The sequence below is a fragment of the Aeromonas rivuli genome, assembly GCF_020149575.1.
In the GTDB taxonomy this organism is placed as follows: Bacteria; Pseudomonadota; Gammaproteobacteria; order Enterobacterales; family Aeromonadaceae; genus Aeromonas; species Aeromonas rivuli.
In genome coordinates, this window is sequence record NZ_CP079742.1 from 2,059,884 (window position 1) to 2,077,820 (window position 17,937).

Sequence of the window (17,937 nt, forward strand, 5' to 3'; positions counted from 1 at the left end):
GGCCAATCAGGCGCGGGGATTGCCACTCATCAGCCTTGGCGAGGGTGAGACAAACAAGGGGCCCATTGGGCCCCTTGTTTGATAATGGCGCGGGGTTTACTTGACCCGCATGCCTGGCTGGGCGCCGTCCTGGGGCTCCAAAATCCAGAGATCTTTTCCACCGGGGCCCGCGGCCAGCACCATGCCCTCTGACATGCCAAAGCGCATCTTGCGCGGCGCCAGGTTGGCCACCATCACGGTCAGCTTGCCTTCCAGATCTTCCGGGTTGTAGGCGGACTTGATGCCGGCGAACACCTGACGGGTCTCACCACCGAGATCCAGCTGCAACTTGAGCAGCTTGTCGGCCTCAGGCACCGCTTCGGCCTTCTTGATCAGCGCCACCCGCAAGTCAATCTTGGCGAAATCCTCATAGGAGATAGTCGGGCTGATGGGATCATCCGCCAGCGGGCCGGTGGGCTTGGGGGCCTGCTCTTTGGCCAGATCTTCCTTGGAGGCTTCGATCATGGCCTCAATCTTGGCCGGTTCGATGCGGGCGAACAGCGCCTTGAACGGGGCCAGCTGATGATTGGTGAGCGGCTGGGCCACCCCTTCCCAGCTGAGGGTCTCATTCAAGAAGGCTTCGGCGCGCTCGGCCAAGAGTGGCATGACGGGCTTGAGGTAGGCCATCAGCACCCGGAACAGGTTGATGCCCACGGAGCAGACATCTTGCAGCTGCGCATCCGCACCTTCCTGCTTGGCCAGCACCCAGGGCGCCTTGTCATCGACGTAGCGGTTGGCCTTGTCGGCCAGGGCCATGATCTCGCGGATGGCGCGGCTGAACTCGCGGGCCTCGTAGGCCTCTGCGATGGAGGTGCTGGCGCTCGCAAACTCGGCGTAGAGCTCGGGTTCGCTGCAGCTGTCAGCCAGCTTGCCGTCGAAGCGCTTGGTGATGAAACCGGCGTTGCGGGAGGCCAGGTTGACCAGCTTGTTGACCACATCGGCATTGACGCGGGAGACGAAGTCTTCCAGGTTCAAGTCCAGATCGTCGATGCGGCTGTTGAGCTTGGCGGCGTAGTAGTAACGCAGGCACTCCGGATCCAGGTGCTTGAGATAGGTGCTCGCCTTGATGAAGGTGCCCTTGGACTTGGACATCTTGGCGCCGTTGACGGTCACATAACCGTGCACGTTGACCTTGGTCGGCTGGCGGAAACCCGCCCCTTCCAGCATGGCCGGCCAGAACAGGCAGTGGAAGTAGGCGATGTCCTTGCCGATGAAGTGATAGAGCTCGGCGGTGGAGTCTTTCTTCCAGTAGCTGTCGAAATCGATGTCGCCGCGCTTGTTGCACAGGTTCTTGAACGACGCCATGTAGCCGATGGGGGCATCCAGCCAGACGTAGAAGTACTTGCCAGGGGCGCCGGGGATCTCGAAGCCGAAGTAGGGGGCGTCGCGGGTGATGTCCCACTGCTGCAGGCCGCTCTCGAACCACTCCTGCATCTTGTTGGCCATCTCTTCCTGGATGGCACCTGAGCCGCGCACCCAGCCGGCGAGCCAGGTTTCAAACTGCGGCAGATCGAAGAAGAAGTGCTCGGAGTCCTTCATCACCGGGGTGGCGCCGGAGACGGCGGACTTCGGATCGATGAGCTCGGTCGGGCTGTAGGTCGCGCCGCAAGCATCGCAGTTGTCACCGTATTGCTCGGGGGACTTGCACTTGGGGCAGGTGCCCTTGACGAAACGGTCCGGCAGGAACATGGACTTTTCCGGATCGAACAGCTGGGTGATGGTGCGGCCCTTGATGAAGTCGCCATCCTTCAGCCGCCCGTAGATCTGCTCCGCCAGCGCGCGGTTCTCGTCGCTGTGGGTGGAGTGATAGTTGTCAAAGCTGATGTTGAAGCCGGCGAAGTCGGTCTGATGCTCCTCGGACACGGCCGCGATCATCGCTTCCGGGGTGATCCCGAGCTGCTGCGCCTTGAGCATGATGGGGGTGCCGTGGGCATCGTCGGCACAGACGAAATGCACCTGATGGCCACGCATTCGCTGATAACGAACCCAGATATCGGCCTGGATGTGTTCCAGCATGTGGCCAAGATGGATGGAGCCATTGGCATAGGGGAGGGCGCAGGTTACCAGCATTGTACGAGGATCAGTTGCCATAATACGTTCTTTATGTGCCTGTTGGGATGATACAGTGCCGAGCATGTTACCCGAATTGGGGGCGGCCTGCCTAGGTCTGCGGCCCTTCATGGGCGCGGGCTTGGCCCTTATGAGGTAGGTTCTCCACTCACCCTCAGCATAATGACGACATAATGAGGATTTCATGGTGATTGATTCAGTTAAACAGGTACTTGCCGAATTTAAGCCAATCGGTTGGGGCAAGAGCCTGGTTGACGCCGGTTTTGTCCGTGCCATCAACGAGCAGGAGCAAACCCTGCAGATCAGACTGGTGCTGCCCTTTGCCGGCGCTTCCTGGTTTGAACAGGTCAAGGCTGAGTTTGATGACAGGTTGCGCACCTTGACCGGCGCGAGCCAGATCGAGTGGCAATGCGACATCGATGTGGCCAGCATGCCCCGGGCCCAGCATCTCAATGCGGTACAGGGGATCCGCAACATATTGGTGGTCGCCTCGGGCAAGGGGGGGGTGGGTAAATCCACCACGGCGGTCAATCTGGCGCTGGCGCTGCAAAAAGAGGGGGCGCGGGTCGCCATTCTGGATGCGGACATCTATGGTCCCTCGGTCCCCATCATGCTGGGCTCCCAGCAAGAGCGCCCTAGCAGCCAGGATGGCAAGACCATGCTGCCGGTGGAGGCGTGTGGCCTCAAGAGCAACAGCATCGGTTATCTGGTGGCCGAGCAGGACGCCACCATCTGGCGTGGTCCCATGGCCAGCAAGGCATTGGCGCAGATACTGCACGAAACCCGCTGGGGCGAGCTGGATTATCTGGTGGTCGACATGCCGCCGGGCACCGGCGACATCCAGCTCACCCTGGCCCAGCAGGTACCGACCTCGGGGGCCGTCATCGTCACTACTCCCCAGGATGTGGCCCTGGCGGATGCACGCAAAGGCATTGCCATGTTCAACAAGGTGAATGTGCCGGTGCTAGGCATCATCGAGAACATGAGCTATCACCTGTGCAGCGCCTGCGGCCACCATGAAGCCCTGTTTGGTACCGGCGGTGGCCAGAAGATGGCTGAGCAGTATCATGTGGACTTGCTTGGTCAATTGCCGCTGCACATCGATATTCGTCAGCACATGGATGATGGCCGTCCGACGGTGTTCTTTGCCCCGGAAGGTGAGCTGGCTCAGAGTTATTTGAAGCTGGCTCGTCGGGTCGCTGCTGCGCTCTATTTCAGCGGTAAACCGATTGCGACCCCCCTGTTTACCCTGGCGGTGGACGAATAATCGTCGGTTGGCGGTTCAGTGGGTATTTAGGGTGGGCAGGTCCCACCCTTTTCCATATAATGGATCGGTTTAAACCTTTCCCGCAGCGCTTCTTTTTTAGGTATTTGTCATGTCTGATACTCAACATTCGTGTGTGATCATCGCCATTGCAGGGGCGTCAGCGTCCGGCAAGAGCCTCATCGCCCAGACCATCTACGAAGAGCTGGTGGCCGAACTGGGGGCGGGTGAGATCGGGGTGATCTCCGAAGATTGTTACTACAAAGATCAGACCCATCTGACCATGGAAGAGCGGGTCAAGACCAACTACGACCACCCCAGCGCCATGGATCACAGCCTGCTGGTCGAGCATCTGGTGCAGCTTATCAAGGGGGCAGGGGTCGAGATCCCCCAGTACTCCTACACGGAACATACCCGCATCAGCGAGACCAGCTACTTTGCACCGCGCAAGGTCATCATCCTCGAAGGGATACTGTTGCTGACTGACAGCCGGCTGCGCGAGCTGATGGATGCCTCCATCTTCATGGATACCCCGCTGGACATCTGTCTGGTGCGCCGCCTGGTGCGCGATGTGCAAGAGCGTGGCCGTACCATGGACTCGGTGCTCAAGCAGTACCAGAAAACCGTGCGCCCCATGTTCCTGCAGTTCATCGATCCCTCCAAGCAGTATGCGGACGTGATAGTGCCCAGAGGCGGCAAGAACCGCATCGCCATCGACATGCTCAAGGCGCGTATTCGCCACATGCTGGTGGGTTAACAACATGAGGAAGCCGGGTCACTGCCCGGCTTTTTTAAATGCCATTTTTGTCAGGAGAGTCGCCCAATGCGTCTTTGTGATACCGATATCGAACGTCATCTGGACGAAGGCAAGATAGTCATCGAACCCAGGCCCGGAGTAGAGCGGATCAGCGGCGTCAGCGTCGATGTGCTGCTTGGCAACGAGTTCCGGGTGTTTCGCGACCACACCGCCCCCTTCATCGATCTGAGCGGCCCGAGCAGCGAGATGGCCAGTGCCATCGATCGGGTGATGAGCGAGGAGATCCACATTGCGGATGGGGATGCTTTCTATCTGCACCCGGGTCAGCTTGCCCTGGCGGTGACCTATGAGTCAGTGACTCTGCCTGCCGATATCGTTGGTTGGCTCGATGGCCGCTCCTCGTTGGCCCGTCTCGGGTTGATGGTGCACGTGACTGCACACCGTATCGATCCGGGTTGGTCCGGTCGTATCGTGCTCGAGTTCTACAACGGCGGCAAACTGCCGCTGGCACTGCGTCCCAAGATGAAAATAGGGGCGCTCAACTTCGAGATGCTCTCCGGCGCCGCAGCCAGACCTTACAACAAGCGTGAAAATGCCAAGTACAAGAGCCAGCAAGGTGCGGTCGCCAGCCGCATGAGTGAAGACTGAGTCGACTATTTTCCCTGCAAAGGCGCCTCTGTGGCGCCTTTTTACTGCCTGTTTCCCCAGACAGCGTTCTGTACTCCTGTGGCGGTCTGATCATCCCGGTGCAGCGTGGCGCCGTGAGCCTGATCAGGTGGGGCGGCGCTGGCATAGGCAGGGGGATCCATGATGTCTGTGCGTGATGGCAGTTAGCTGCGCTGAGTCGCATTGCACTCTTTGTCATGACTGTGCTGGCTGAGCCGATGAGATTGTCCCGCTCGCGGTGTCCAATTGGCTCATCCTGACCGGAACACTGGCCCCGGCTGATGAGCTATGTGGCGTCAACATGTGGCTATCGTGTGCCATTTCCTGGTCATAAAACTTGGCGTGATCCGTATTGTTGGCCACGACATCGCAAATGTTGAGCATGTTTTACCCTCCGTTTGCGTTTTTTTGCCCGGATATTGGTTGTGCTCCTTATATTAACGAGTTGTTGATAGTCCCGTGGGGCAAGGGGCCAGCCTCGGTTTTTTAAAATGCGCTTTATTTTTATGACTGAAATATTTCAGGGATGGCTATTGCCCCCCGAGCCATCTGGGCATAATCCGCCGCAACTCATAAACAGGTTCGTTTTTATGTTGGAAATGATTAACGGTTTGGGTTTGTGGTGGTTCATTGGCTTGGCGCTGGCCGTGCTCTTTGTACTGACGTATGAATTTATCAACGGGTTTCATGACACGGCCAATGCGGTAGCGACGGTGATTTACACCAAGGCGATGCCTGCAAACATGGCGGTGGTGGCCTCCGGAATCTTCAATTTTGCCGGTGTCATGCTCGGTGGCCTGGGGGTGGCTTATGCCATCGTCCATCTGTTGCCTATCGATCTGCTGCTCGGGATGGATTCGAGCCAGGGGCTCGTCATGGTCTTCTCCCTGCTCTTCTCCGCCATCGTCTGGAATCTGGGTACCTGGTACTTCGGCATTCCGGCGTCCAGCTCCCACACCCTGATAGGCTCCATTCTGGGGGTGGGTGGCGCTTATGCCTGGATCAACGATCAGCCCCTGGCGCAGGGGATCAACGTTGGCAAGGCCATCGACATCATGCTGTCGCTCATCGTCTCGCCCACACTGGGCTTTATCATCGCGGCCGGGCTGCTGTTTGCGCTCAAACGAGTCTGGCAGGGCAGCAAGATCCACAAGACCCCGGAAGAGCGGTTGCTGGTCGATGGCAAGAAGCACCCTCCCTTCTGGGCACGACTGACCCTGGTCGCATCGGCCATGGGAGTGAGCTTCGTGCATGGCTCCAATGATGGTCAGAAGGGCATCGGCCTGGTGATGTTGGTGCTCATCTGTATGGCACCCGCTTATTTCGCCCTCGACATGGGCAGCCGTCCTTATGACATCGACAGAACCCAGGATGCCAACCGTCGCATTACCGAGATCTATCAGCGCAATCAGGATCAACTGGTGGGTCTGATTGACTTCCAGCGTCCTGCCAAGGTCAACCATCATCCGGTGACCCATTGCGAGGCAGGGAATGCCTTGTCGGCCATGGCGACCCTGGATGACAGGCTTGGCAAGGTGCGTAGCTACGATGGTCTGAGCCTGGAAGAGCGCCGTGAAGTACGCCGCCTGCTGCTGTGTGTCGATGATACGGCCCGCAAAGTCGCCAAGCTGCCGCTACCTGGCAAGGAGCTGACCGATCTCGCCAAGTGGCGCAAGGATCTGACGGCGACTGCCGAATATGCCCCGACCTGGGTCATCGTCTCCATCGCCCTGGCCCTGGGCTGTGGCACCATGGTGGGCTGGCGCCGTATCGTTCACACCGTCGGCGAGAAGATAGGCTCGAGCGGCATGACTTATAGCCAGGGCATTGCCGCCCAGATCACGGCCGCCACCTCGATAGGGATCGCCAGTCTGACCGGCATGCCGGTATCCACCACCCATATCCTCTCCTCGGCGGTGGCGGGTACCATGGTGGCCAACGGCTCTGGCCTGCAGAGCCAGACCATCAAGACCATCTTGATCGCCTGGGCACTGACGCTGCCGCTGACCATGGTGCTTTCGGGGGGACTCTTCATCCTGAGCAATGCCCTGCTGGGCTAAGTCACGCTGAGTAGCACACAAACGCAAGCCGCCCTCGGGGCGGCTTTTTTTGGCTCTGAATATCCGCCCAGCGACGGGATCCTGCTCTGGACCTGCTGGCCGTGTGCGCTCGCTGTCACATGCCCAGCCCTCCCCATCATTCCCATCTAGCTGGGCGTGGATAAAAAAGAGGCGCCCTCGGGCGCCTCTTCTCATGACAAGGTGGTTGATCAGTTGCAGCAGCGTCCCTTGACCAGATTGCCAATCATCACCACGGCGGCCACCAGCAGATAGGCGGCGAAGATGACGATCAGCCACTGGGGCATGGAAAAACTGAGGAACTGCCAACTGATCTCGCTGCAATCTCCATCGGGGAAGAAGAGCCAGGGAACCCAGGTGTCCAGGGGAAGCCAACTGGGGAAGTCGGCATAGGGGCTGCAGACATTGAAGGGGGAGGGATTGATTTGATAATCAACGTGCTGCAGCGCCAGTTGCAAACCACGGAAGGCACTGAAGACCCAGAGCAGCAAGGCCCCCCAGCGCAGATACCACTGCTGCGGGTTGACCATGCCAATCAGGCCGGCGGTGAGTACACCAAGGATGGCGATGCGTTCATAGATGCACATGACACAGGGATGCAGCCCGAGGATGTGCTGGAAGAAGAGTGCGCACAATTCGAAGGCGAGGGCGGAGGCCGCGAGCAGGCCCCAGGCCCAACGCTGACAGGCAATATGGCGGAGAAATGCAATCATCTGATTGATCCTGAAGGGGAAGATGAGACGGATTAGAGCAGAGCAAGGCGCAAAAGAAAAGGGCCCTTCCTGGGCCCTTTTCTCAGTGTGCCAGTGGCAATGCACTGCTGGCGGCACTGCTGTGGTGCAACAACCAACCCGCCTCGTAGTACCAGCTGGTAATGGGGCCGAGTAAAAACTCCACTGAGATGAAACCAATGCCACCCAGCACCAGGGTGTAGGGCAGCGCCATCCACACCATGCGCCCGTAGGAGAGGCGTAGCAGAGGGGCCAGTGCCGAGGTGAGCATGAACAGGAAGGCGGCTTGGCCGTTGGGGGTCGCCACCGATGGCAAATTGGTCCCCGTATTGATGGCAACCGCCAGCATGTCGAACTGATCCCGGCTGATGGCGCCGTTTAACAGGGCGGTCTTCACCTCATTGATGTAGACGGTGCCGACGAAGACGTTGTCACTCACCATGGAGAGCAGACCATTGGCCAGATAGAAGAGGGCTAGCTGATCGTCCGGATCGGCGGAGAGCACCATCTGGATCACCGGTCTGAACAGCTGCTGATCGATGATGACGGCCACCACGCTGAAGAAGACGGCAAGCAGGGCGGTGAAGGGCAGGGCCTCCTCGAAGGCTTTGCCAAGGGCATGCTCTTCGATGATGCCAGTCAAGGAGGTTGCCAGCACAATGACGGTCAAGCCGATGAGACCGACGGCGGCCAGATGCATGGCAAGCCCCACGATCAGCCAGACGGCAATCAGGGCCTGAACAATCAACTTGGCCTTGTCCTGAGGAGTTCTGCGCTCGTCTTCATAGCGGTTGTAGTCTTCCATGATACGGCGAACCGCATTGGGCAACTTGGCGCCATAACCGAACCAGCGGCACTTCTCGACCAGTATGCAGGTGAGCAGGCCGCAGAAGAACACGGGGATGGTGACCGGTGACATGCGCATGGCGAACTCGCCGAAGTGCCAACCCGCCTGCTCGCCGATGATGAGGTTCTGGGGCTCACCGACCAGGGTACAGACGCCACCGAGGGCGGTACCTATGGCGGCATGCATCATCAGGCTGCGCAGGAAGGCGCGAAAATCGTCCAGATGTTGACGGTTGAGCTCGGCGACGGTGACATCATCCGTGTGGTCGTGATCATGACCAAACTCCTTGCCGGAGGAGACCTTGTGATAGATAGCGTAGAAACCGGTGGCGACGCTTATCACCACGGCGATGACCGTCAGGGCATCCAGGAAGGCCGAGAGGAAGGCAGACACCAGGCAGAAAGCCAGGGAAAGCAGGGTCTTGGAGCGTATGCGGATCAGCATCTTGGTAAACACATAGAGCAGCAGCTGCTTCATGAAGTAGATGCCGGCCACCATGAACACCAATAGCAAGAGTACTTCTATATTGGCGACCAGCTCATGCTTGACCTGCTCGGCCGAGGTCATGCCGATCAGCACGGCCTCGATGGCGAGTAGACCGCCGGGTTGCAACGGGTAGCATTTGAGGGCCATGGCCAGGGTGAAGATGAACTCCACCACCAACAACCAGCCAGCGAAGAAGGGATCCAGGTGGAAGGCGATGGGGTTAATGATCAAGAAGGCGATGATGGCGCTCTTGTACCAGTTTGGGGCATGCCCTAAAAAGTTCTTCGCAAAGGCTTGCCCTAGGCTAATCGGCATAATAGTGAGTCTCAGTGATTATTGTTGGACGCTGTGTTGATACCCAGGACGCTGGCGGGCACACACCAAGATGCTGTCGCTTATTTGATTGATTCCCCATGATTTTAATCAAAAATGGGGCTAACTATAAATTACATAATGAAGCTTGCCCATGACTTGCTCGCAATTTCGGGGCATGCATGAGTCTCGAACTCGGCGGGCGATGAATTTATATACGTTTTGATAACAAAACAGTGCGTTTATGTGAGCAGAGGACTGACCTTCTGCTTGCCACGACCCCCTGCTTTGCTATTATTCGGGAGCCTTTTTACGCACGAGAATCGAGTCACTTCATGGTTATAAAAGCGCAGAGCCCTGCCGGGTTTGCCGAGGAATATATCATCGAGTCCATCTGGAACAATCGCTTTCCGCCAGGCTCCATACTGCCGGCAGAACGCGAGCTGTCCGAATTAATCGGTGTTACCCGCACTACGCTGCGTGAAGTGCTGCAACGCTTGGCCCGTGATGGCTGGCTGACCATTCAGCATGGCAAGCCGACCAAGGTCAACAACTTCTGGGAAACATCGGGTCTTAATATCCTCGAGACCCTGGCCCGCCTGGATCAGGACAAGGTGCCTGAGCTGGTGGCGCAATTGCTGTCTGCGCGCACCAACATCTGCACCATCTTCATCCGGGGCGCGATCCGCAACAATCCGGAACAAGCTGCCGAGATCTTGCGGGCTGCAGACAGTGTCGATAACAGTGCCGATGCCTATGCCGAGTTTGACTATCGTCTGCATCATCAACTTGCGTTTGCCTCGGGCAACCCCATCTATGCCCTGATCCTGAACGGTTTCAAGGGGCTTTATAGCCGGGTTGGTCGTTACTACTTCTCCGATACCCAGGCTCGCGCCTCCGCTGATGCCTATTACAAGGTGTTGCGCACGCTGGCAGAGACCAAGAATCACGAAGATGTGTACAAGACGGTACGCCAATACGGCATTGAGTCCGGTAAGTTATGGACTCGCCTGCGCACAGATATGCCGAGCAACCTGTGCGATAACTGATGACGTTGAGCCCCTCTGGGATCTCGCCGAGTGATGGTAGAAAAAGAGCGCGCCCCAGGGCGCGCTCTTTGCATTATCTGTCATGGGGCAGGGTCAAGGGGAGGGGCGTCGCTCTGGACAACGACCGATGAGATCACTTGGCAGATCGCCATTGTCTTGCTCCAGCACGACATCAAACCCCCATAGCAGATGCACATGCTTGAGCACTTCATGATGGGAGTCGCCGAGTGGGATGCGGTTGTGAGGAATATAACGCAGGGTCAGAGCACGATCCCCCTTCACCGCCACATCATAGACCTGGATGTTGGGCTCCAGATTGCTGAGGTTGTACTGGGCCGAGAGGGCGTTGCGGACCAGGTGATAACCCTCTTCGTTATGGATGGCCGCAATCTTGAGGTAGTTCTTCAGATCGTCATCATCGATGGCGAACAGTTTCAGATCGCGCATCACTTTCGGGCTGAGAAACTGGCTGATGAAGCTCTCATCCTTGAAGTTCTGCATGGCAAAGTGGAGGGTATCCACCCAGTTGGTGCCGGCATAGTCGGGGAACCAGCGCCTGTCCTCTTCGGTCGGTTGCTCACAAATGCGCCGCAGATCGATGAACATGGCAAATCCCAGGGCATAGGGATTGATCCCCGAGTAGTAGCGACTGTTATAGGGGGGCTGGTAGACCACATTGGTGTGGCTGTGCAGCACCTCCATCATGAAGCGATCACTCAATTTCCCCTCATCATAAAGGTGGTTGAGTATGGTGTAGTGCCAGAAGGTGGCCCAGCCTTCGTTCATGACCTGGGTCTGTTTCTGGGGATAGAAGTACTGGCTTATCTTGCGCACTATGCGCACGATTTCCCGCTGCCAAGGTTCGAGCAGGGGGGCATTCTTCTCGATGAAATAGAGCAGATTTTCCTGAGGTTCCGAGGGGTAGTGTCTGTCCGCCACATTGGAGGACTTGTGCTGCTTGGGCAGGGTGCGCCACAGCTCATTGACCTGGGTCTGCAAATAATCCTCACGGGCCTTCTGGCGCCGTTTCTCCTCGGCCAATGAGATCTTCTGGGGCCGTTTATAGCGATCCACCCCGAAGTTCATCAGAGCATGGCAGGCATCAATCAGCCGCTCTACCGCGTCTATACCGTGCTTTTCTTCGCACTCTGTGATGTAGTTTTTGGCAAATAACAGGTAATCGATGATGGATGAGGCATCCGTCCAGGTCTTGAACAGATAGTTGTTCTTGAAAAACGAGTTGTGGCCATAGCAGGCGTGAGCCATCACCAGGGCCTGCATCGGCATGGTGTTCTCCTCCATCAGATAGGCGATGCAGGGATCCGAGTTGATCACTATTTCATACGCGAGCCCCATCTGGCCTCGCTTGTAGTTGCGCTCGGTGTGGATGAAACGCTTGCCGAATGACCAATGCTGGTAGCCAATGGGCATGCCGACGCTGGAGTAGGCATCCATCATCTGTTCGGCGGTGATCACCTCTATCTGGTTGGGGTAGGTATCCAGGCGATAGTGCTTGGCGACGCGCGCTATCTCCTTGTGGTAGATCTCCAGCAGATCGAAGTTCCAGTCTGGCCCATCATCGAAGGGCGCAAAGGTTCTGGCTGTCTCTGTCATATGCCCCCCTAGGCCGCTTGCTTCTTGAACAGTTCCCGGAATACCGGATAGATGTCCTCCACCTTGCGGATATGTTCCATGGCAAAGTAGGAGTAGTGGCTCGCCACCGACTCGTATTCGTGCCACAGAGTCTGGTGGGCCCGGGTGGTGATCTCGATATAGGAGTAGTAGCGAACCCGCGGCATGATGTCGCGCAGCAGGATCTCTTTACACTGGGGCGAATCGTCTGCCCAGTTGTCGCCATCGGAGGCTTGGGCGGCGTAGATGTTCCACTGATTGGTGGGGTAGCGCTCATCCATGATGTCGCTCATCATCTTGAGCGCGCTGGAGACGATGGTGCCCCCCGTCTCCTGGGAGTAGAAGAACTCATGCTCGTCCACCTCCTTGGCCTGGGTGTGGTGGCGGATATAGACCACCTCCACATTCTTGTAAGTACGGCTCAGGAAGAGGTAGAGCAGGATGTAGAAGCGTTTGGCCATCTCCTTGGTGGCCTGATCCATGGAGCCGGAGACATCCATCAGGCAGAACATCACCGCCTGACTGGAGGGAACCGGCCGTTTGACGAAGTTATTGAACTTGAGATCGAAGGTATCGATAAAAGGCACGGCATCGATCCGTTTTTTCAGGTCGCGGATCTCCTTCTCAAGCAGTGTGATCTCAGCAAAGTGTTCGCTCGGATCTTGCTGAAGCAACAGCATGCGCGCTTCAAGTTCACGCAGAGTGCGTTTCTTGCCCGCTTGCAGTGCCATGCGTCGCGCCAGTGAGTTGCGCAGGGAACGCACTACGTTGATATTGGCCGGCACGCCGTTTGAGGTGTAGCCAGCCCGGTAGGTCTTCATCTCCATCAGCTGGTTGAGCTGCGTCTTTTGCAGGTGGGGCAGTTCCAAATCTTCGAACAAGAGATCCAGATACTCCTCCTTGGAGATCTGGAACACGAAGTCATCGCTTCCTTCCCCCTGATTGGAGGCCTGACCTTCACCCGCGCCCTGACCTGCACCACCGCCCTTGGGTCTGTCTATCTTGTCCCCGGAGACGAATTGATCGTTACCCGGGTGCACCATCTCCCGTTTTCCCCCCTGACCCTGGTGAAAATGGGGCTCGCCAATGTCCCGCGTCGGGATGCTGATGCTCTCGCCTTTGTCTACGTCCTGGATGCTGCGCTTGGAGACGGCATCCGAGACCGCTTGTTTGATCTGCTTCTTGTAGCGGCGGATGAAGCGCTGCCGATTGACAGCGCTTTTGTTCTTGCCGTTGAGCCTGCGGTCGATAAAGTGCGCCATAACTCCCCCTTGGCAAAGCCGTCAGGCTCAGGATGACTTGCGTACCCTGAGATACCATTCGGAGAGCAGCCGCACCTGTTTACGGGTGTAGCCCTTCTCCATCATCCGCTCGACAAAGTTATCGTGTTTCTTCTGCTCTTCCGCCGAGGTCTTGCTGTTGAAGGAGATAACCGGCAGCAGCTCCTCGGTATTGGAGAACATCTTCTTCTCGATGACGGTGCGCAGCTTCTCGTAGCTGGTCCAGTTCGGATTGCGACCGGCGTTGTTGGCCCGGGCCCGCAGCACGAAGTTGACGATTTCGTTGCGAAAATCTTTCGGGTTGCTGATGCCTGCCGGTTTTTCTATCTTCTCCAGCTCGCTGTTGAGGGAGGAGCGGTCAAACAGCTGGCCCGTCTCCGGATCCCGATACTCCTGATCCTGGATCCAGAAATCCGCATAAGTGACGTAGCGATCGAAGATGTTCTGGCCGTATTCCGAGTAGGACTCGAGATAGGCGGTCTGGATCTCCTTGCCGATGAACTCCACGTAACGCGGGGTGAGGTAGCCCTTGATGAACTCCAGGTAGCGATCGTGGATCTCTTGCGGGAACTGTTCCCGCTCTATCTGTTGCTCCAGCACATAGAAGAGATGCACCGGGTTGGCCGCGACCTCGGCATGATCGAAGTTGAACACCCGCGACAATATCTTGAATGCGAAGCGGGTCGACAGGCCATTCATCCCCTCATCGACCCCGGCATAATCCCGGTACTCCTGATAGCTTTTTGCTTTGGGATCCGTGTCTTTGAGACTCTCGCCATCATAGACCCGCATCTTGGAGTAGAGGCTGGAGTTCTCCGGCTCCTTGAGTCGTGACAAGACGGTAAACTGGCCGAGGAGCTCCAGGGTCCCCGGGGCGCACTTGGCCTCGGTCAGTTCGCTGTTGGTGAGCAGCTTCTCGTAGATTTTCACCTCTTCCGAGACGCGCAGGCAGTAGGGCACCTTGACGATATAGACGCGGTCGAGGAAGGCTTCGTTGTTGCGGTTGTTTTTGAAGTGCTGCCATTCGGATTCGTTGGAGTGAGCCAGCAAGATGCCGTCAAAGGGGAGGGCAGAGAGTCCTTCGGTACCGTTGTAGTTGCCCTCTTGCGTCGCGGTCAGCAGCGGGTGCAGCACCTTGATGGGGGCCTTGAACATCTCGACGAACTCCATCATGCCCTGGTTGGCCTTGCACAGGGCCCCGGAGTAGGAGTAAGCATCGGCGTCATCCTGGGCAAAGTGTTCCAGCATGCGGATATCGACCTTGCCGACCAGGGAAGAGATGTCCTGGTTGTTCTCATCACCGGGCTCCGTCTTGGCGATGGCGATCTGGTGCAGGATGGAGGGGTTGATCTTCTCTACCTTGAACTTGCTGATGTCACCACCGTATTCGGTGAGACGCTTTGCCGCCCAGGGGGACATGATGGGACGCAGGTAACGGCGGGGTATGCCGTACTCTTTCTCCAGCAGCTCACCGTCCTCCTCCATGTCAAACAGGCAGAAGGGGTGATCGTTGACCGGGGAGCCTTTGATCCGGTAAATGGGCACCTTCTGCATCAGGGATTTGAGCTTCTCGGCCAGGGAGGATTTACCGCCGCCAACCGGACCCAGCAGATAGAGGATCTGTTTCTTCTCCTCCAGCCCCTGGGCCGAGTGTTTGAGGTAGGAGACGATCTGTTCGATGGCTTCTTCCATGCCATAGAAATCTTTGAATGCCGGATAGCGCGCAACGACTCGATTTGAGAAGAGGCGACTGAGTCGTGGATTGGTGGCGGTATCAACCATCTCGGGATCGCCGATGGCGACCAGTAGACGTTCGGCGGCGGAGGCGTAGCAGGATTTATCCTGTTTGCACATGTCCAGGAACTCCTGAATGCTGTACTCCTCTTCCCTGGCTTGCTCATAACGCTGTTGGTAATGCTCGAAGATGCCCATAACTTAGCCCTTGTTATAGTCGCTTACCCTAAAATGACCGGTTTCTTACCCTTGTTGTACTTTCCTCTTAAGCCTAGTCAACAGCCCCCAGTAATCCATCACCGTTAACGGGATTAAATCGGTTGGCTCGCTTCCCTGGCCCTTTGGGTGGGAGGCAGTCAGCAGATGCTGTATGTTACTGACTGTTAAATTATTTCTGCCACGATAGCTGGGTAAATGTCAAAGAGATAAAAAATAAATGTTTCATCATTCTTCAATAAAAAAGTACGAACGGGATGAGGGAGAGGATCGCTATCACCCCAGGGCAGGCCAGCCGTGCCTTGGGGAGTGTCACAGTGGAATATGCTTTACGTAAACGTTAACGTAACGTTCCAGGCTTAGAGTTTTGAGTCTAATTTTTACATTGACGCTACATTCAGGCTGCTCTAGATTGGCCCTGTGTTCGGTGCTGCGCTGCTTTAGCAAGAAGGCGTCTCAGTGTCCGAAAACAAAGCTCTGTTTAAGCACGTTTCCGTTGGCTTGACCCTCGCATCTGCGAGGGTCTTATTTTTTCGGCGCAGGCCCTCCTGTTATCCTCCTTATCTCTTCAGCACGCTAACCGGCATCTGCTGTCCGGAATCCCCAAGACGGAACAAATGAGTCTATTTGGAGTCTTGCCCACCATAGGCCTGGGTCACCAGTGCCATCACCTGCGCAAAGGGCACCTCACTCAGCCTCCCGAAGCCAGCCAGCTTGCCCGCCTTGAGGCGGGTGGTGAGCGGCGTGCTGATGCCGCACAGGAAGCGCGCCAGCACCCTGGGTGTTGGTTGGGGCAACAGGCTCGCCAGCGGATCGCACCAGGCACGGATCCCGGCTTCATTGGGCAGTTGTGGGGCGAGGTGAACAGGCAGCTCCGCCACCTGGCCGCGACAGACCGAACAGTGACCGCATAAGGCTGGCGCTTGCTCATCGGCAAAATGGTGGGCAAGGGAGTGGCTCAGGCAGGTGGGTGAGGTGAAGAAGGCGAGCAGGCCCTGCAACCTGGCCAGTTCGCTCTGCTCCTTTTGCTCGAACAGAGCATGAAGCTCATCGGCGAGGACATCGAGGCTGCTCGGTGCATTCTGCACCTGATAAACCTCGGTCATCTGCTTGCTCTCCAGTTCGATGAGCCCCTGTTGCTGCAGATAGTCGAGGGCGGCCACGGCTCGGGAGCGTTCCCCCTGATACCCCTGCCAGAGGGCCTCAAAATCCATGGTGCACCAGCTGCGAGCCTGAGGGGCAGAGGTGAACAGGGCCTCGAGAAAGTGGCGACGTCCCTCGCCAAAACGCGCCAATATGGCGGCTTTGTCTGCGATGAACTTGAAGCGATAGTCGGCAAAATAGCTATAAGCCGGGCTCAGCACGCCGGCCAGTTCCAGATAGACCAGGAGTGTCTTGAGGGGAAGCTGGCGAATATTGGTCTCGTTGGAGAGGCGCAGCAGCACGAACTCCCAGGACTCCCCCGCAGGGGGCAGTTGGGCCAACAGTTGACGGATGGCGGCGCGGTCCGGGGTATCCCCATAGACGAAGTTCTCCAGCACCGGCAGCTGAGCCCGGTTGGCCAGCACAGTGCAGTGGGAGAGCTGACCATCGCGCCCGGCACGGCCTATCTCCTGGCTGTAGTTCTCGATGGACTTGGGCAAGTCGTAGTGGATGACCCGGCGAATATCGGCCTTGTCTATCCCCATGCCAAAGGCAATGGTGGCGACAATGCAGTCGAGCTGACCAGTCATGAAGGACTGCTGTATCTCCCGGCGAAGATCAGCGCCCAGCCCGGCATGATAGGCTCGGGCCCGAAACCCGGCCCGGGCCAGATTGGCGGCGCACGCCTCGGCGGTGTGTTGCAGGGTGACATAGACGATGGTCGGGGCGCCAGGCGCTCGCCCTATCTCCTGCGCCAGCCAGCGGTCACGCAAATTGGGTTCAATAGGCACAACATTCAAGTCCAGATTAGGGCGGTAGAAACCGGTCACCACCAGCCCCTGATCGTCGATATCGAACTTGCGTTGCATGTCCTGCATCACGGCCCGCGTGGCGGTGGCGGTCAGCAGCAGTACCTGGGGGATATTAAGAGCGCGCCTGTGTTCGGGCAGCTTGAGGTAATCGGGACGAAAGTTGTGGCCCCACTCCGAGATGCAGTGCGCTTCGTCCACCACCATCAACGAGAGCGGCACCCCGGCGATGAAGCGGCGAAAGCGCTCGTTTTTGAGTCGTTCGACCGAGATCATCAGGATCTTGAGCTCGCCAGCCTCTATCTGCCGCATCACGTCACGGCTCTGCTCCGGGGTCAGGCTCGAATCCAGCGTGGCTGCGGCTATCCCTTTGCGCTGCAAGAAGGCGAGCTGATCCTGCATCAGGGCGATGAGCGGGGAGATGACCAGGGTCAGGTGGGGCAGGGCCAGGGCGGGCAGTTGATAGCAAAGAGACTTGCCAGAGCCTGTCGGGAAGATGGCCGCGGCGCTGCGTCCTGCCAATATCTGCTCCATGACTGCCTGTTGCCCGGGTCTGAGCTGGGTGAAACCGAAGTGTTGTTCAAGCAAAGAGGCGATCATAGGGCGGCATCCTGAGGAAAACCCCATGATACCACCTGGACCCGGCCAGGATCGGCCAGGGACGCCAAGAGAGTGGCATTTGGCTTCGTTCTGGCGGTTGTTGATATGGTGTTATCTCATTGTTGTGGTTTTTTTGTGATGTGAAATGGGATTTTCGTGGTGTATGTGTGGAAAAAAGATGTTGCAGGTGGGATATTCCATGGGTGCGACCCCCGCCTGGAACA

The 17,937-nt window shown here is 57.5% G+C and carries 12 protein-coding genes; 5 read left to right on the forward strand and 7 right to left on the reverse strand.

What is annotated here, in order from left to right:
- Nucleotides 1-96: 96 nt before the first annotated feature.
- Nucleotides 97-2,130, reverse strand: a complete 2,034-nt coding sequence (gene metG / locus KYK33_RS09785) for a methionine--tRNA ligase (RefSeq protein ID WP_224432841.1) — start codon at nucleotides 2,128-2,130, stop codon at nucleotides 97-99.
- A gap of 163 nt (nucleotides 2,131-2,293) precedes the next feature.
- Here metG and apbC point away from each other — a divergent pair, with 163 nt between their 5' ends.
- From apbC to KYK33_RS09805, 4 genes are all read left to right on the forward strand, one after another.
- Nucleotides 2,294-3,376 (forward strand): iron-sulfur cluster carrier protein ApbC, encoded by a 1,083-nt coding sequence (gene apbC, locus KYK33_RS09790; protein ID WP_224432842.1) that lies wholly within the window; start codon nucleotides 2,294-2,296, stop codon nucleotides 3,374-3,376.
- 109 nt (nucleotides 3,377-3,485) lie between these two features.
- Nucleotides 3,486-4,130 (forward strand): uridine kinase, encoded by a 645-nt coding sequence (gene udk / locus KYK33_RS09795; protein WP_005902590.1) that lies wholly within the window; start codon nucleotides 3,486-3,488, stop codon nucleotides 4,128-4,130.
- Between the two features lie 66 nt (nucleotides 4,131-4,196).
- Entirely contained in the window at nucleotides 4,197-4,778 is a 582-nt protein-coding gene (gene dcd / locus KYK33_RS09800; RefSeq protein ID WP_005902592.1) for a dCTP deaminase, read from the forward strand.
- 608 nt (nucleotides 4,779-5,386) lie between these two features.
- Nucleotides 5,387-6,856 (forward strand): inorganic phosphate transporter, encoded by a 1,470-nt coding sequence (locus KYK33_RS09805; protein ID WP_224432843.1) that lies wholly within the window; start codon nucleotides 5,387-5,389, stop codon nucleotides 6,854-6,856.
- A 209-nt stretch (nucleotides 6,857-7,065) separates the two neighbouring features.
- Here KYK33_RS09805 and dsbB read toward each other — a convergent pair whose 3' ends face one another.
- Complete coding sequence (gene dsbB, locus KYK33_RS09810; protein WP_224432844.1) at nucleotides 7,066-7,587, reverse strand: disulfide bond formation protein DsbB; 522 nt, start codon at nucleotides 7,585-7,587, stop codon at nucleotides 7,066-7,068.
- Nucleotides 7,588-7,669: 82 nt separating this feature from the next.
- Nucleotides 7,670-9,253 carry a Na(+)/H(+) antiporter NhaB gene (gene nhaB, locus KYK33_RS09815; protein ID WP_224432845.1) on the reverse strand — a complete coding sequence of 528 codons (1,584 nt, stop codon included), beginning with the start codon at nucleotides 9,251-9,253 and terminating at the stop codon, nucleotides 7,670-7,672.
- A gap of 332 nt (nucleotides 9,254-9,585) precedes the next feature.
- Between nhaB and fadR the strand changes: the two genes are divergently transcribed.
- Nucleotides 9,586-10,299, forward strand: coding sequence for a fatty acid metabolism transcriptional regulator FadR (gene fadR / locus KYK33_RS09820; protein WP_042042400.1), 714 nt, complete (start codon nucleotides 9,586-9,588; stop codon nucleotides 10,297-10,299).
- Nucleotides 10,300-10,392: 93 nt separating this feature from the next.
- Here fadR and KYK33_RS09825 read toward each other — a convergent pair whose 3' ends face one another.
- The 4 genes from KYK33_RS09825 to KYK33_RS09840 form a co-directional block, all read right to left on the reverse strand.
- Nucleotides 10,393-11,913 carry a SpoVR family protein gene (locus KYK33_RS09825; protein ID WP_224432846.1) on the reverse strand — a complete coding sequence of 507 codons (1,521 nt, stop codon included), beginning with the start codon at nucleotides 11,911-11,913 and terminating at the stop codon, nucleotides 10,393-10,395.
- A gap of 8 nt (nucleotides 11,914-11,921) precedes the next feature.
- Nucleotides 11,922-13,193: a YeaH/YhbH family protein gene (locus KYK33_RS09830; protein ID WP_042042402.1), complete on the reverse strand. Its 1,272-nt coding sequence runs from the start codon at nucleotides 13,191-13,193 to the stop codon at nucleotides 11,922-11,924.
- A gap of 27 nt (nucleotides 13,194-13,220) precedes the next feature.
- Nucleotides 13,221-15,143: a PrkA family serine protein kinase gene (locus KYK33_RS09835; protein WP_224432847.1), complete on the reverse strand. Its 1,923-nt coding sequence runs from the start codon at nucleotides 15,141-15,143 to the stop codon at nucleotides 13,221-13,223.
- 641 nt (nucleotides 15,144-15,784) lie between these two features.
- A complete protein-coding gene (locus KYK33_RS09840) occupies nucleotides 15,785-17,713 on the reverse strand; it encodes a RecQ family ATP-dependent DNA helicase (protein ID WP_224432848.1) in 1,929 nt (642 codons plus the stop codon).
- Between the last annotated feature and the right edge of the window lie 224 nt (nucleotides 17,714-17,937).

Coding starts and splice junctions, on each gene's coding strand:
- metG (WP_224432841.1), bottom strand. CDS start 2,130: ATGGCAACTGATCCTCGTACAATGCTGGTAACCTGCGCCCTCCCCTAT.
- apbC (WP_224432842.1), top strand. CDS start 2,294: ATGGTGATTGATTCAGTTAAACAGGTACTTGCCGAATTTAAGCCAATC.
- udk (WP_005902590.1), top strand. CDS start 3,486: ATGTCTGATACTCAACATTCGTGTGTGATCATCGCCATTGCAGGGGCG.
- dcd (WP_005902592.1), top strand. CDS start 4,197: ATGCGTCTTTGTGATACCGATATCGAACGTCATCTGGACGAAGGCAAG.
- KYK33_RS09805 (WP_224432843.1), top strand. CDS start 5,387: ATGTTGGAAATGATTAACGGTTTGGGTTTGTGGTGGTTCATTGGCTTG.
- dsbB (WP_224432844.1), bottom strand. CDS start 7,587: ATGATTGCATTTCTCCGCCATATTGCCTGTCAGCGTTGGGCCTGGGGC.
- nhaB (WP_224432845.1), bottom strand. CDS start 9,253: ATGCCGATTAGCCTAGGGCAAGCCTTTGCGAAGAACTTTTTAGGGCAT.
- fadR (WP_042042400.1), top strand. CDS start 9,586: ATGGTTATAAAAGCGCAGAGCCCTGCCGGGTTTGCCGAGGAATATATC.
- KYK33_RS09825 (WP_224432846.1), bottom strand. CDS start 11,913: ATGACAGAGACAGCCAGAACCTTTGCGCCCTTCGATGATGGGCCAGAC.
- KYK33_RS09830 (WP_042042402.1), bottom strand. CDS start 13,193: ATGGCGCACTTTATCGACCGCAGGCTCAACGGCAAGAACAAAAGCGCT.
- KYK33_RS09835 (WP_224432847.1), bottom strand. CDS start 15,143: ATGGGCATCTTCGAGCATTACCAACAGCGTTATGAGCAAGCCAGGGAA.
- KYK33_RS09840 (WP_224432848.1), bottom strand. CDS start 17,713: ATGATCGCCTCTTTGCTTGAACAACACTTCGGTTTCACCCAGCTCAGA.